This window comes from Alkalicella caledoniensis (assembly GCF_014467015.1).
Lineage (GTDB): Bacteria > Bacillota > Proteinivoracia > Proteinivoracales > Proteinivoracaceae > Alkalicella > Alkalicella caledoniensis.
In genome coordinates this window covers 85,039-100,206 of the sequence record NZ_CP058559.1, presented here as the reverse complement: position 1 = coordinate 100,206, position 15,168 = coordinate 85,039, and the positions used below count along the sequence as shown (strand labels likewise).

Below are 15,168 nucleotides of genomic sequence, written 5' to 3'. Positions count from 1 at the left end.
GGACTTTCGTTACTTTAAGGTCTTTTTTCAAGACTTTACATAACGAAAGTCTTAACATAACCTTTACTCTCCGGATCATAAGCCTTACATAAATGAACTTTGAATCCCATTGTCTTTTTATACTTCTCAAATTCATATGTGTATATGATATCACCATAGTTTTCATTAACCGTTGCAATTTTATCTTGGTCAAATACTAACTCCTTAGGAACTCCTCCAATATACTCAAAACAGTGGTTCAGCATGCTTATCAGTGTTGATGTGGTAAAGGGCTTGTCCACCCACTCACTGTACTTAAATCTACTATTTGATAGTACTGCTCCCATGCCATAAACTTTAGTTTTACCACCGTTAGTGCTACGTAGTTTCGTTTCTCCGAAATCAACTTGCAACTGATAACCCATTGGGGGATCTACTACCGCTTGATACTGTCTAGCAGTACGCTGTTTTGGTATGTTATGTTTTTTTCTAAGATCCATAATGTAGTTTCTAAGAGTACGGTCTTTAATTGTTTTATCCTGGTAATGTTCTAGCAGCCAGTCATGTATTTGAGCAGTGCTTATATCTGGAAACTGTTTTAACCAGGTCAAGATAGGATCATGATACTTATCAAGCTTTCTTGCTTTTCTACTTTTCTGTATTTCCAAAAATTCATCTGGGGTAACGTCCCAGTACTTTCTTACTGTTTTGTAATTTAGATTAAGCCTATTAGCTACTTGAGTCTTATTTAACCCAATATCTTTAAAATGATGAATATCGCTGTACATTTTCCACCTCACCAATATCTCCACACTCCTTAAAATTTAGCTAAGATTAATATATCAGCTTTTTTTAAGAAAGTGGTGATTTTTTTAGCCATTTTTAGTTGCCGAAATTCATCCATTTTATTTTACCATTTACAAGCTATCAAAGAGTACCTGAATAACGCAACTTTTTGTCTTTCGTTTTCCTCCATTTTAACAGCCTCCATCTATATAATTTGTAACTATTGTTTGCAGGTGGTAAAAATTCAACCGTACAAAGATGTGTGGGATGAAAAAATGAGTTTTTTTCGGAGGGAAAAGTCACCAAAAGGGATGGAACAATGCTCAAAAAGTCTAGCCAAGACCTGAGAACTACTCAAAAAAACAAAAAAGGACAGACCTGTCCCTTGTATAAAAACACTTAATTTTTTGCAAAAAAATACCTCGGCATTTTTTCAAAGTATATTTGATTAAAGTCTAAGTATTTACTCCTAAAGAAGGTTAGTTTCTTTAGGATACTTACCAAATTCACTTGATCCATCTGGTAATACATATCAGGAAATTGAGCAAAGAAATAGTTTAGGAAGGGTAGTTCCTTCTTAAAACGTCTTTTAAAGTGATTGAAGTGAGAGGTAGTTACTATGCTATTGGGGTCTAATTGCTTTAATAAACTCACAAACTTAGAATAGCTTGTGTTAAGAAAAAATAGAAAGTATAGACATGTGAAAATGAAGTCAAAAGAGTATTGGTAATAAGGAATCAAGAAGCTAGGAAGCATGGAGTATGTTTTAAAGCAACCAAGCCTAGGACACTTAAGTCTTAGCACGTGGATTCTATGGGAGGAATGTAAAGTGATCACATTTCTAGAATAGTAGCCATGACGGTGGAGCCTTCCTATGTAACCGCAAGACCTACAACCGAAAACAGGAGCTATATAAATTTCTTTGCCTAAATTAACATACTGATGTATATTCCATTTGAATTTGGTTATATTTATCATTGTGTTTAGTGTTCCTTTCGTGAGAGGGAATGCATAGGGCGAAGAGGGTATAACTCTTCGTCTTTTTTATTGCATTATATCCCATGAAAATAAAAATATCAGATTAAGCAATCTGACGCTAAAAACGTTAGATTAGTCAATCTGACTTAACCGGAAAAGATTATTTAATTTGACTTTATTTACTAGCTTTTGATTGGGAGAAAATGCTTTATAACACATAAGGTCTGACGAAGTGGCGAATGTACGGGTCTAGAGGTTTACAGGATACGAAAGGTCCTGCTAGTAAATTGCTAGGTGAAACACCGAAAAGTAAGATTCGAAGTTATGAAATTCGGGATAGCTAACAAAGAAGCTATAGGGTTCACAGGCTCATAGTCACCACCTAAAGATATTCATGGATAGCTAGATAAATCGGAACGTGGAAAGCAGGAGACTTCCAACATAAACGACTACTATCGGGAAGGTACATGGTAACATGTTTAACTCCTGTGAGAGTAGGGGCACAGTACCGAAGAAACTAGGATAATAACTAGTGGAGGGATAGCCCCAAGTCTTGTTCTTTGACAACTCAATACTACAAGGTGAAGTTTAGCTTTCGAGTAAGAAGGGGAGATGATGCTCCAGAAAGGAGAAACCCCACTGAACACATTCCTACGACATGCAGAATACTATGGTATGCAGGAAACCTTTGATAATCTTCACGAAGAAAGTAAATTATCAAAGAAGTTTTACAATCTCTATGATTTAATCATTAGCGAGGAAAACATCCTATTAGCATATCGCAGTATAAAAAGTAACAGTGGTGCTAAAACAGCAGGAATAGATAACACTGTTATAGGTGATTTAAAAGAACTAACACCCAAACAATTAGTTTCTTTAATCCAAACAAAATTAGGCAACTACAAACCCAAGGCTGTTAGAAGAATTTTCATTCCAAAGGAAAATGGTGATCAAAGACCCTTAGGCATACCAACTATCATCGACCGATTAATACAACAAATGATAAAACAAATCATAGAACCTATTGCAGAAGCTAAATTCTATAAACATAGCTACGGATTTAGGCCCTTAAGAAACACACATCATGCAATAGCAAGGGCTCAAACCCTAATCAATATAGGTAGACTACACTATGTAATAGATATAGATATCAAAGGATTCTTTGACAATGTAAATCACAATAGCTTGATAAAACAAATATGGAACCTTGGCATAAGAGATAAAAGAGTAATAGCAATTATCTCTAAGATATTAAAAACACCTATCCAAGGAGAAGGTAGAGCAAATAAGGGAGTGCCTCAAGGTGGAGTATTATCACCATTACTTTCAAACATAGTCCTACATGACTTAGATCAATGGGTTTATAGTCAATGGGAAGGAATGAAAACTAAGTGGCCATACAAGAGACAAGGTGATAAGATTAAAAGATTGAAAAATACTAACCTAAAAGAAGGATACCTTGTACGTTATGCCGATGATTTTAAAGTGTTTGCAAGAAATAGTCAAACAGCCTACAAATGGTTTTATGCCATAAAGAAATACCTTAAAGACCGATTAAAATTAGATATCTCACCTGAAAAATCAAAGGTAACAAATTTGAGAAAAAAGAAATCGGATTTTTTAGGATATCGTCTTAAGGCAAATTTAAAAGGCAGTAAATATGTTGCACACACCTATATGAAGAAGAAAAAGAAAACAGCCATAAAACAAGGATTAAAAGAAGCGATTAAGAAAATCAAACAATCACCAACAAGAGAAAACGCCATGAAATTAAATTCTATGATAATGGGGCTACATCAATATTTCAAATATATGACCCATGTGTTTAAAGAATTTAGTGACATCTCCTTTTCTCTCTCGAAAGCTATGTATAATGGTTTCAAACGTTATGGACGATATGAGCATCCTAAAAGCATATCATGTGCTTTTAAAAAGTATTATAACACCACCTATCGAACTTGGAGGATTGCAGGTGTGTATATTTTTCCAATAGCAGATATTAGCACACAAACAAGCTTAAATTTTAGTCCAAGTCTGAACATATTTACCGAAGAAGGAAGAAAGACCATTCACAAAAGGTTACAACAACAAATTACGTTAGAATTACCTAAGCTGATGGAATCAGCTAATCTTACTTATCGTACTACAGAATATATAGACAACAGGATATCAAGATATTCAATGACTATGGGTAAATGTGAGATAACTTGCATATATCTTCCAGCGGAAATGGTTCATTGTCATCATTATGTACCAACAAAATTAGGTGGAACAGATAAATACCATAACTTAAGAATCGTTCATAAAGATGTGCACAAACTCATCCATGCTACAGAAATCAAAATAATTAAGAAATATATGGAATCCTTAAAGTTAGACATAGGGACTCTAGACAAAATCAATAGATATCGTGAGAAATGTAACCTTGAAGCATTGAGTTGAAAAGAATAAGATGGAGCGCCGTATGAGGGGAAACTCTCACGTACGGTGTGGAGCAGGGGAAAAGATGGAGATAATATCAAAGTCTTACCTATTGCTATATAGAAATGTTGAATTGGAACTGGAACTTGAGAAAAAAGCCAATGAAGAACTACTGAAAGTGGTTAGAGACATTACTGATCTTGTCGATATCCACTACATAAGACAAAAAGAAGCCAAAGGATTAGGACATGCCATCTACTGTGCAAAGACCTTTGTAGGGAATGAACCATTTGCCGTTATGCTTGGTGATGATGTTGTATATAATGAGGGCAAGCCTTGCCTTAAGCAGATGATAGAAGTTTATGATGAGTATAAGACTTCTGTACTTGGAGTTCAAACCGTTAAAGATGAAGACGTGTGTAAATATGGAATCGTTGATGGTGAAAGAGTAAGTGATAGAGTCTATACCGTGAAGGGGCTAGTTGAGAAGCCTGCAGTAGATGAAGCGCCATCCAATGTTGCAATCCTTGGACGATATATCATCAATCCCGGTATCTTTGATATTTTAGCTGAGACGAAGCCTGGCAAAGGTGGAGAGATTCAGCTGACGGATGCTTTAAAAGAGCTGGCACTTCAAGAAGATATGTACGCATATGACTTCGTAGGTAAAAGATACGATGTAGGGAATAAGCAAGGATTTCTTGAAGCCACTGTGGAGACTGCTCTCAGAAGAGAAGACTTAAAAGATGAGTTTTTGGAGTATCTAGTAAGAGTAGTTGAGAAGGAAGTTGGCGCAGTTAGAGAAGTGGCTTGCTGTCATGACAAGTAGATACCCTAGAACGGGCATAGATAAATAAGCAACTGTGTCCGTTTTGTTTTTAGGTGGAGTTTTCGGAATATTTTGGAGATGGGGGGAATAATTATGAGCCGTAATGATAATAAAAACTCACTAGATCTGCAGAACAATTCTAGGGATTATACAACAAGTCTCCTAAAAAGCACTTTTGGAGCAATACCCATTGTAGGACCAGCCGCACAAGAGTTGCTAGGTATTGTTATTCCTAATCAACGAATGGATAGAGTAGTCCGTTTTGTTGAATTTCTTGGTAAAGAGATAGATGGGTTAAAAGTCGAAATAAAATCATTTGAGGAAAAGGTCTAAGAGGAAAAGTACTCTTCACTTTTTTATAAAGCATGTGTTGGTAGTGCTGACGCTTCTTCTGATGAAAGAATTCAATATATCAAGAACATTTTTGTCTATGGATTGCAGCAATCTGATCTACAAGTTTATAAAGCTGAAGGACTGTTGAATCTTCTTAATAGAGTTACCGATATTGAAATTGTATATTTGAGATTCTACTATTTACTAAAATGGAACTTAGTTCGATTTAAAGAATATCAAAAAATTACTGGAATTGATATTCTACAGCCTGTTATTCATGGAGGAATGACACGTGAAGCTATAGATGATGAAGTTGCTAAAAGAATTTATTTAAATAATCTCCTCAGTTACGGTCTCTTGGAAATAGAGATTGATAAAAAGGGAAAACAAAAATATAAATGCTCATCAGTTGGAGATTTACTAATCCGAACTATAGATAAAGAAAAGGTGGATTAAGAATTTATAAGGAGGCCTGCAACCAATATGAATAAATCAACTTTCACAGGAACCATCATATCAATTCAGCCCAGGATCCGTCTAACCAGGTCCTTCGATGAAGCCTCCCATACATACCTAGGCTATGCCATTAAGTTAGAGGGGGAACTGGATGGTGAAGAAACTATCTTTTCCATCGGCATAGGTAAAGCAGCCCACGTAAAACATCAATTCAAAGTAAATGATATCATCAGCGGAGAGTGTGTACCAGTACCGGACCCTGATATGGAGCCAGTTGAATATTATAAAGTCTCAAAGCTGAAAGTAATCTCTACAGGAGAACAAGGTAGCAATTCATCCCCATGGGAACTGGTGCCACCAGAGCTGGAAGTCTATAGAGAAAGAGGACACCGCAGACTTGCAGCTAGGACTTATGACACTAAGTGCAGCAGCTGTATGTGGGGAGCTAGGATGCCTGTTGAGATTATTGTAGATAACTGGAATCCTAGAAGCCGGAAGAAGTATAGGTTTGAGACATTCTGTTATGGTCCGCTAAATTGTAAACTTTATAAGGCGGGTCCTAATCGTAAGGTAGAAGGTCGGAACGGGATGGTGTATGTAGAAGAGGACTGGGTTGATCAGATGGCGGTGGAGCATAGAGGAGAAGATGAGTAGGTTGAAATCATAGAATGGAGGGATTGTAGTGGGATTATTTGATTTATTTAAAAAGAAAAAAGATAAGAAAGTAGAAGAAATAAATAAAAAGAAAAATACCGACAATATTGGAATTAACATTAAACCGACAATTAGTGTTAAAACAGAGGTTGTAAATACCCCCTCAGAGCCGGAAGTCATTCCTGTTGAAAAGAGAATTAAAGGCATGAAGCCAAACAGTGCTGGTTTATATCCTCATGAAACGCTTCTTTTATCTTATGCTCCAAAATATTATGTTGAAGGGAATTCTTATCCTGGGTTTTGGTGGTATAAGTACGGAATTAAAGATGTTGATAAACTATTGCAATCATTACTAGATAGAGGTTTTCTTCAGATTGGATCACTGAGATCAGCTATAGAAAAAGAGACTGCTACCGTACTTAAAGATATATTAAAAGCTAATGATTTAAAAGTTTCTGGGAAAAAATCAGAACTAGTGGAGCGTCTGCTAGATGAAGTTCCAGAAGAAAAATTAAAGGCAGCCTTTACAAAGTTCACATATGAATTAACAGATGAAGGGAAAGATGTTCTAAACAAAGAAGAATACATCCCATATATCCACCGAACTGGAATTGAAGATCTAGATATTTGGTCTTTAAGTAAAAAAGTTCAAGAAAAACCAGAATACCCATATAGAGATGTCATTTGGGGATACTTAAATGAGAGAAGCATGATTCATGCTAAAAATGGGGACTTCGGGTTATATAGAAATTCTCGATTTACTATGTCAGAGTTTGTAAAGGAAGAAAGTAAGCTAGACAATGCTTTTTCTCTTTTATCAGAGGTTATCCGTTATGATTTAAGTGGATTATCAAATGGCTTCAGTATGCAATTCATGGATATTTACGCAGATAGCTACTTTCCATATGATAGTTCAATAATAACAATGGCTCCTGGTATAATTAGCAGAGTTGCTGATTATCAAGAAAAGAAAGGCTTATCCGATGAAGATCTGAAAAGAAAATTATATGAAGAGATATGTAAGTTTAAGCTGCCATTCAGTGTATTTACTGAAGATGAATGTGTTGAAATTGTTCTCATGGAAATACAAAAAGATGAAGAAGGCCTTCAAAAGCTTTATAATAAAGCAGAGAGACGATTTAAGAAAGAGTATGGAATTAAGTGATTTTATTTATGATTGAATAAAGGAGGTGCCGCCAACAATGATCATACCAATTAAGACGGACGCTAATATAACTGTAGACGAAATGGACATCACTGAGACCAGCTTTAAATCTTTAAACCTTAAGGAATCACATATCGAAGAATTCATCAGGACTAACATCGAACTTCTTTTAACTGACGAGTCTCTATTAATTATTGGAAGCCAGGTGACCAATAGTGAAAAAGGGAGAAGTGATCTTACTGCTATTGATGAAAATGGAAATCTGGTTCTCATAGAAATTAAGCGAGATGCTGAGGATATTAAAGCCAGAAAAGAAAAGCTAGAGTTTCAGGCCATCCGTTATGCAGCAGGCTATGCAAAGATTAAGACACCTGAAGAACTGGTGGATAAGATATTTGCTCCATATGTTAAGAGTTATGAACACGAATTTGACCTTGGTGGTTTGACACCTCACGAAAAGGCAACTAGGATCCTAGAGTCCTTCCTGGAAAAGAACAATGCCATGAAGACCTTTAATAAAAAGCAGAGAATCATTTTGATTGCTTCGTCATTTGACCGTCAAACCGAATCGGCTGTAGCCTGGCTCATAGCCAATCATGTAGATATCAGCTGCTTTACTTTGAAACCTCTAAAGGTTGGTGGAGGATTGTTTTTGGAGATAAACAGATTACTGCCACCACAACTGCTTGAGGATTTCTATGTTGAAATAAGTGAGAAGAAGACTCCCGAGATTATGACAGAAGGAGCTACCCGTATTACTAGAACCTACCTACCAAGAATGGATAAGCTGTTTGAGTGGGGACTTCTTAAAGCAGGAGATGCTGTTGTTATTAAAAACTTTGACGACTCTGATGCAGTTGTAAAAGATATTAGGTCAGTAGAATTTCAAGGTGAAGTTATGACATTTAATAGCTGGGCAGAAAAAGTAACGGGATGGTCAGCAGTTAATATCTATGAGTGGACCCTTATTAAAGGTGAAACTAAAACGCTAGATCAGAAGCGCCGAGAGAAGATGGCAGAGTTAGAGGAATAGAGTATTTGTTAAGAATAAAAAAGATAAGTGAATAAATACAGTTAACCTCATACGGAAAAAGGCCATGTTCCTCAGCGCTAAAATGTCTGAAGATCATGACCTTAATAATTTATATTTCGTAACTAGATAGCTGCTCTTCCGTAAGAACTCTACCTTTTTCAATATCTACTAGCATTACATAAATATTAGCTCTTATTGATACAGGAGGTCTTCTTAAAAAATATTGGAATGCTCTCTCGCTATTTACCACTATTGTAAACTTATCCTTTGGAGAAAACTCAATCATTGCAAGCCTACCATATATATGTTGTGGCGGAAGGCCAAATCCTCTATTAGGTTCTGGGTAGGCTTTAAACTCCAATAGCCATCTTGAATATTTCTCATCGTCAATATCAACAATCATATCAGGGAATCGCATCCTTGAATCAGGCTTTTGCATGTTCCATTGAAAAGGTGCTTCATATAAATATGAAAGGATAACTTGAAAAAGTCTCTTCTCTAAATTTTCCATCTCCATTCTTCTTTCATTAGGAGATATAGGATCAATACTTGCATTTCTAGTGGGCACATAGGGTCTTCTATTATCAACTTCATCGCTATCGTCATCTTCTAACTCATCTAGTCCAATGGATCCATTCTCTTTAGTAATTGCAATATGCCCTGCTGCTGCCATTAGATCTCTATAAGAAACATCATTATAGGCTTTTGAAGAAAACTTTGAAATAGTCTCCGGTGTTGGGGGCGCTTCGATCAAACTTCTTAAAAATCTTGAAATGTGGGCTGCGCTCACACCAGTCTCCTCTGCAAAACGATTAATAGAACGATCTCCTTTTGCCCTCTCAAGCAAATCTGCAAATTCCTCTTTGTTAAATATATTTTCTTTAGTCATTATTAATCACCTCCCGTATATAGAATTTACTATTATCAAGTTGTATAGTCTCATTATATCATTAGTATTGACTACAGTCAATAAATTATTAAACAAATTTCATTTTGGGTGTTGTGTTAATTTTTTAGCTATGATATAATCAAATCATAATAAGAAGAGTATAGCCAAAAGCTTCTCTCAAAATGCATTTTTGCCGACCGTAATTTTAGAGTTGGTAGCTGCTGTATTGGGAAAAGAAGATAAAATGAAGAAATAGGGGGGATTCTATGACCTGATGAAAAAGGAGTACTTAAATAATGCAATAAATTATATTTTTTTACCCTAACCATTAAGTACAAACAACAGTAAACAAAAATTATATAAACGGTTGCATGGCATGGATTAATACAAAAAAACAACTTAGGAGGAATGCTATGCTAGTGAAAGTGAAATGCGCTCATGACAGAAAGAGGATGTTTGACCTGGACCCTAAAACAAGTTTGGAATCATTAATAGAAATTAAGTGCCCTCACTGTGGCACTCTTAACAGGGTTCACATTAAGAATGGGAAATACACTGCTGACCGATGTAGTAATCGGCACAATACAAGACATTAAAGTCTATACCGAGCAATGGCACCAAGAGAGTGACCGAATAGCCGGATAGCTGCTTATTAATATAAGTAGTTATCCGGCTATTTTTTTGTCTATTTTTACAACTTTATAAAAGAACAAACCATTAAAGTACCGAGCAACGGAGCCAGAAACATGAGTTACCAAGGCCGGACGAGAGCTAATTCAATTTAGCCCTTGTCCGGCCTTTTTTTGTTTTCTGGCCCTGTAAAAACCCGCCTAACTAGGCCATTAAAAAATTCCAAGGAGGAAGATGTATATGAGTAAAGAGATTAAGATTGGAAAAATTTCAGTACCGGTGAGTGATGAGTTTTATAAGGAGTATTACCAAATGAAACGCCGCCAGAGATACCTAGAAGAAGATGTAAAGGTGGGCCGCATTGATGTGGATATGGAAAATGAAAAAGTCACTTTTGTACCTAATAAAGAGGATTCTCTTCAGCGTTTGATAGATCTTGGTGCTGATTATGAGGACGAGCTATCAGTAGAAGATTTAGTCGTTGATAAGGCCATGCTTCTTATTCTACAAGAAGCCATGAAAGAGCTAGACCGCCAGGAGAAGGAACTGATTCATGACCTTTTCTATGAAGATATGACAGTTCGTGAGGTAGCCAAGAAAAATAGTACCTCCCATGTAACTGTAATGAAGCGTAGAGACAAGATTTTGGACAAGCTCAGAAAGTTTTTCTAAAAAGTTGGTTACCAAAGTGGCCTCCCCATTGGCTAAGAAGTGAGGGGGTCACTCCTTAAATATAAATCGAGGTGATGAAAAGATGAACGAGTTAATGAGAGTAAATTACACCCAAGATGAACCAACGGTATCAGGCCGGGAGCTTCATGAATTTCTGGAAGTGAAGACGAAATACAAGGACTGGTTTCCCAGGATGACAGACTACGGATTCGCTGAAAATCAGGACTTCACATTGGTAGCTCAAAAAAGAGCAACCAATAATCCTAAAAATCCCTATACGGATATTATGGACCATCAACTTACGATTCCCATGGCAAAAGAAATCTGTATGATCCAAAGGTCGGAAAAAGGAAAACAAGCTAGACAGTATTTCTTAGCCATAGAAAAGGCCTGGAACACACCAGAAATGATTATGTCTAGAGCGCTAAAGATGGCAGAGTATAGAATCAATCATTTAGAAGTAGAAAACAGCAGACTCTTAGTGGCCAACACTACAATGCAGCCAAAGGCAGAGTATTTTGATGAGCTGGTAGACCGAAACCTACTGATTAACTTTAGAGATACAGCAAAGGAACTTAAGGTTCAGGAAAGGATTTTCATTCAGTTTCTACTGGACAAGAAGTACATCTACAGAGATCAAAAAGGGAAGCTGAAGCCTTATGCAGATAAAAACTCAGGGCTATTTGAAATTAAGGAAGCCAAGAACGAAAAAACCGGATGGGCTGGAACTCAAACCCTTATTACACCTAAAGGAAGAGAGACTTTTAGTCTTCTTATAAAAGGAATTTAAAAAAACACAAATTTTCTAGTTACCAAACCCCACTCATAATCGGCTAGTAAGTGAAGGGGTTATGCAGTGGGAGGAGGTGAACTAGATATGACCCAAAAGAGAGGAGAAGAAAACATGAATGCAACGAAAGAACTTCAAGAAGAAATGGTAGGAGTTTTAACTGCCATTAGTATTGTATCCAAGCGATTAGCATGTAGGCTTGTTGAACTGGATGAAAACCAGACTAAAGAAACTACGGAGAAAAGAGAGGAGAAAACGAATGAATGAGATTTTAAAAACCGCTTATACCTTTACGTCAGAATCAGTAACAGAAGGACACCCAGATAAGATTTGTGACCAGATTTCAGATGCAATCTTGGATGCGATGTTAAAAGAAGATCCTGATTCAAGAGGGGCCATTGAAACAACTGTAGCTGATGGATTTATTTATGTCTTTGGTGAAGCAAGGACCAAAGCCCGAGTGGACCATAAAAAAGTGATTAGGGATACCATCGATGCCATTGGCTATAGAGCAGACGAGCTATCAACAGATGGTGAGTTCTACAGGATGCTAATTTCTATTAATAAACAGTCACCGGATATTGCCATGGGAGTGGATAGCAAGGAACTAGGGGCTGGGGATCAAGGCATGATGTTTGGCTATGCAACGGATGAGACAGATGAGATGCTACCTCTTCCCCTTGTACTTGCTCATACAATGTGTAAAAGGCTGACGGAAGCCAGAAAAACAGGAGAACTTCCTTATCTTAAACCAGACGGAAAATCTCAGGTTTCAGTAGGATACAGCAAAGACCATAAGCCGGTCTGCATTAAGGCCATCGTGGTTTCAACGCAACATACAGAAGGGATCGACATTAAAAAGCTAAGAAATGATGTGCTAAGTCAGATCATCTTAAAGACCATCCCTTCTGAGCTAATGAACCGGGAGACCAAGATCCTTATTAATCCCACAGGACGATTTGTCTTAGGTGGTCCGGCAGCAGACTCAGGGCTTACCGGAAGAAAAATTATCGTAGACACCTATGGCAGTAAAGGACGCCATGGCGGTGGTGCTTTTTCAGGGAAAGATGCTACAAAGGTGGATAGGTCTGGAGCGTATCTCGCCAGATATATCGCAAAGAACATCGTGGCGGCAGGGCTTGCTAAGGAATGTGAAGTGCAAATATCTTATGCAATTGGTGTTGCCAAACCTGTCTCTTTTAAGATTGATACCTTTAGAACTGGTAAGCTCCCAGATGAAATTCTGACAGTGATGATCTCAACTTTAATAGATATGAGGCCAGGAACTATCATCAAAAGTTTTGGACTTAAAAGACCTATCTATAAACAGTTTGCTGCCTACGGTCACTTTGGCAGAGACAAGATGATCCTGGGAGAAAAGGAAATAGACACACCTTGGGAAGCCTTAGATATGGCTAACACACTGAAGAAGCTAACAGATAACTATCTTAAGAAGAAGGGAGGAGAAGCCCATGAGTAGGATCAAGCTGGCCCTTGAGGTGGTTGAGAATATGAGAAGCCTAGCATCTAGCATAGAAGATTTGGTACAGGCTATCGAAGGTAGTGCAGCTACAACACAAACAGATGTAAAAGAGACACCTATACAAACTGAAGATAAAACTGAAGTCGTCCAAGAGACTAAGGAAGAAAATCAGCCAAAGGAAAAGACACCAAGTCTTGAAGAGGTGAGAGCTCTAATGGCAGCAAAGAACCGAGAAGGACACAGAGAGGCAGTAAAGGCCATCTTAAATAAGTATGGGGCGCAGAAACTTACGGCACTAGACTCTTCTCACTATAAGAAGGTCATGGAGGAAGTGGGTGATCTAAAGTGAGTGGTTCATATAATGCACACTCTGTTCTGTCAGCATCAGGTGCCCACCGGTGGATGGACTGTACACCCTCAGCCCTTTTAGAACAGCAGTTTCCTAATGAGACCAGCATCTTTGCAGAAGAGGGTACAGCGGCTCATGATCTGGCGGAGCACAAGTTAAAGAAAGCCCTGAAAATGCGCTCAAAAAAACCTACCAGTAAATTTCACTCAGATGAGATGGATGAAATGACAGACCTATATGTGGAGTACTGCCTCGGAATTATAGAAAATGCCAAGGAAGAATGTCAGGACCTACAGATCCTTATCGAACAGAAACTGGACTTTAGTGATTATGTGCCAGAAGGCTTTGGCACCGGTGACCTAGTCGTTGTAGGGAACGGAACACTTCATGTGATTGACCTGAAATATGGTCGTGGTGTGGTGGTGTCAGCTGAAAAAAATCCCCAAATGATGCTCTATGCACTAGGAGCCCTATCTCTATTTGAAATGCTCTATGACATTGAAAAAGTGTCCATGACAATCATTCAGCCAAGGGTAGATAACTTCTCAACTTATGAAGTTACTGTAGATGAACTTCTTAACTGGGCAGAGCAGGAGTTAAAGCCAAAGGCGCTTCTTGCCAGTAACGGAGATGGTGAGTTTTGCGCAGGAGATCATTGCCGCTTCTGCCGGGCACGAAATCAATGCCGGGCCAGAGCTGTAAAGAATTTAGAGCTTTTAAAGTATGAGTTTCAAGATCCAGCCCTTCTTCTAGATGAAGAGGTCGCTGAAATCATAGGCCTTGCAGATGAGCTTTCTAAATGGGCCAGTGATATTTATACCTACGCCACAGCCCTTGCCATCAACGAAGGGAAACAATGGGCAGGGTTCAAGCTGGTGGAAGGAAGGACCAGAAGAAAATATGCAGATGAAGATGTAGTAGCAGAAAAGGCAAAAGAAGCTGGATACACCGACATCTTTAAACAATCCCTGATTAGCATTACAGAGATGGAAAAGCTCATGGGCAAGAAAAAGTTCAAAGATATCTTAGGGGATTATGTAGAAAAGCCAAAGGGTAAATTGGCCCTTGTCCCTGAGACGGACAAGCGTGAAGCCATAGAGCCTATTGAAGCAGAGTTTCAAGTGGAAAATTAATTAGTTAATAACAATGAAATGCTCAAGAGAGCCAAATTTAAGGAGGAAAAGATTATGAGTAAAAATACAAGAGTTGTTGTTGCAGGAAGATTTAGTTTCGTGAATTTGTTTGAACCAAAGAGCATCAATGGTTCAGACCCTAAGTACAGCGTATCAGTTATTATCCCTAAGAGTGATAAGAGAACAATCAACATGGTTTTAAAAGCCATTGAGGAAGCCAAGAAAGAGGGGGCAGCTAAGTTTGGAGGGAAGGTGCCAACCAATTTAAAGACACCTCTTCGTGATGGAGATATTGATAGGCCTGATGATCCTAATTATGCAGATGCCTACTTCATCAACACAAATTCAAAGAATGCTCCGCAGATTGTAGATGCAAAACTTCAAACCATCATCGATAGAAGTGAAGTCTATAGTGGCTGCTACGGTAAGGTCAGCATCAATTTCTACGCTTTTAATGTCAACGGAAACCGTGGAATCGCCGCAGGCCTTGGTAATGCACAGAAGCTAAGGGATGGTGAACCTTTAGGCGGTATGACGAGAGCTGAAGACGAGTTCCAGATTGAAGAAGACGATGACTTTTTATCTTAA

At 37.8% G+C, this 15,168-nt stretch carries 18 protein-coding genes; 15 read left to right on the top strand and 3 right to left on the bottom strand.

Going from position 1 to position 15,168, the window contains the following annotated elements; genetic code table 11:
- Positions 1-35: 35 nt before the first annotated feature.
- Together HYG86_RS00540 and HYG86_RS18420 are read right to left on the bottom strand one after the other, a co-directional pair.
- A complete protein-coding gene (locus HYG86_RS00540; protein ID WP_213167040.1) occupies positions 36-782 on the bottom strand; it encodes a DDE-type integrase/transposase/recombinase in 747 nt (248 codons plus the stop codon).
- Positions 783-1,164: 382 nt separating this feature from the next.
- Positions 1,165-1,743, bottom strand: a complete 579-nt coding sequence (locus HYG86_RS18420; protein ID WP_425489234.1) for a DUF6431 domain-containing protein — start codon at positions 1,741-1,743, stop codon at positions 1,165-1,167.
- Between the two features lie 612 nt (positions 1,744-2,355).
- On the opposite strand from HYG86_RS18420, the gene ltrA reads away from it, so the two are divergent.
- The 7 genes from ltrA to HYG86_RS00505 all read left to right on the top strand — a co-directional run bounded on the left by ltrA (position 2,356) and on the right by HYG86_RS00505 (position 8,634).
- Entirely contained in the window at positions 2,356-4,185 is a 1,830-nt protein-coding gene (gene ltrA, locus HYG86_RS00535; RefSeq protein WP_213167039.1) for a group II intron reverse transcriptase/maturase, read from the top strand.
- A 64-nt stretch (positions 4,186-4,249) separates the two neighbouring features.
- Positions 4,250-4,993 carry a UTP--glucose-1-phosphate uridylyltransferase gene (locus HYG86_RS00530; RefSeq protein WP_246451997.1) on the top strand — a complete coding sequence of 248 codons (744 nt, stop codon included), beginning with the start codon at positions 4,250-4,252 and terminating at the stop codon, positions 4,991-4,993.
- 93 nt (positions 4,994-5,086) lie between these two features.
- Positions 5,087-5,326, top strand: coding sequence for a hypothetical protein (locus HYG86_RS00525; RefSeq protein ID WP_213167037.1), 240 nt, complete (start codon positions 5,087-5,089; stop codon positions 5,324-5,326).
- 102 nt (positions 5,327-5,428) lie between these two features.
- Positions 5,429-5,782 (top strand): hypothetical protein, encoded by a 354-nt coding sequence (locus tag HYG86_RS00520; RefSeq protein WP_213167036.1) that lies wholly within the window; start codon positions 5,429-5,431, stop codon positions 5,780-5,782.
- Positions 5,783-5,809: 27 nt separating this feature from the next.
- Complete coding sequence (locus HYG86_RS00515) at positions 5,810-6,436, top strand: hypothetical protein (protein WP_213167035.1); 627 nt, start codon at positions 5,810-5,812, stop codon at positions 6,434-6,436.
- 28 nt (positions 6,437-6,464) lie between these two features.
- On the top strand, positions 6,465-7,601 hold the full coding sequence (locus HYG86_RS00510; RefSeq protein WP_213167034.1) for an SAP domain-containing protein: 1,137 nt from the start codon (positions 6,465-6,467) through the stop codon (positions 7,599-7,601).
- A 37-nt stretch (positions 7,602-7,638) separates the two neighbouring features.
- On the top strand, positions 7,639-8,634 hold the full coding sequence (locus tag HYG86_RS00505) for a PDDEXK family nuclease (protein WP_213167033.1): 996 nt from the start codon (positions 7,639-7,641) through the stop codon (positions 8,632-8,634).
- 109 nt (positions 8,635-8,743) lie between these two features.
- On the opposite strand, the gene HYG86_RS00500 is transcribed toward HYG86_RS00505, so the two are convergent.
- A complete protein-coding gene (locus tag HYG86_RS00500) occupies positions 8,744-9,523 on the bottom strand; it encodes a hypothetical protein (protein ID WP_213167032.1) in 780 nt (259 codons plus the stop codon).
- Positions 9,524-9,894: 371 nt separating this feature from the next.
- On the opposite strand from HYG86_RS00500, the gene HYG86_RS18415 reads away from it, so the two are divergent.
- From HYG86_RS18415 to HYG86_RS00460, 8 genes are all read left to right on the top strand, one after another.
- Positions 9,895-10,119, top strand: a complete 225-nt coding sequence (locus tag HYG86_RS18415; RefSeq protein WP_425489233.1) for a Com family DNA-binding transcriptional regulator — start codon at positions 9,895-9,897, stop codon at positions 10,117-10,119.
- A gap of 274 nt (positions 10,120-10,393) precedes the next feature.
- On the top strand, positions 10,394-10,825 hold the full coding sequence (locus HYG86_RS00490; RefSeq protein WP_213167030.1) for an RNA polymerase sigma factor: 432 nt from the start codon (positions 10,394-10,396) through the stop codon (positions 10,823-10,825).
- Between the two features lie 82 nt (positions 10,826-10,907).
- Positions 10,908-11,615: an antA/AntB antirepressor family protein gene (locus HYG86_RS00485; protein ID WP_246451845.1), complete on the top strand. Its 708-nt coding sequence runs from the start codon at positions 10,908-10,910 to the stop codon at positions 11,613-11,615.
- 87 nt (positions 11,616-11,702) lie between these two features.
- Positions 11,703-11,882: a hypothetical protein gene (locus HYG86_RS00480; RefSeq protein WP_213169376.1), complete on the top strand. Its 180-nt coding sequence runs from the start codon at positions 11,703-11,705 to the stop codon at positions 11,880-11,882.
- The gene (metK, locus tag HYG86_RS00475) at positions 11,875-13,095 is read left to right on the top strand and encodes a methionine adenosyltransferase (protein ID WP_213167029.1); all 1,221 of its coding nucleotides are present in this window, start codon (positions 11,875-11,877) and stop codon (positions 13,093-13,095) included. Before HYG86_RS00480 ends, metK begins: the two co-directional genes overlap by 8 nt.
- Complete coding sequence (locus HYG86_RS00470; protein WP_213167028.1) at positions 13,088-13,447, top strand: hypothetical protein; 360 nt, start codon at positions 13,088-13,090, stop codon at positions 13,445-13,447. The genes metK and HYG86_RS00470 overlap by 8 nt, the downstream gene beginning before the upstream one ends.
- A complete protein-coding gene (locus HYG86_RS00465; RefSeq protein WP_281391299.1) occupies positions 13,444-14,580 on the top strand; it encodes a DUF2800 domain-containing protein in 1,137 nt (378 codons plus the stop codon). The genes HYG86_RS00470 and HYG86_RS00465 overlap by 4 nt, the downstream gene beginning before the upstream one ends.
- Before the next feature lie 54 nt (positions 14,581-14,634).
- Positions 14,635-15,168, top strand: a complete 534-nt coding sequence (locus HYG86_RS00460; RefSeq protein WP_213167027.1) for a DUF2815 family protein — start codon at positions 14,635-14,637, stop codon at positions 15,166-15,168.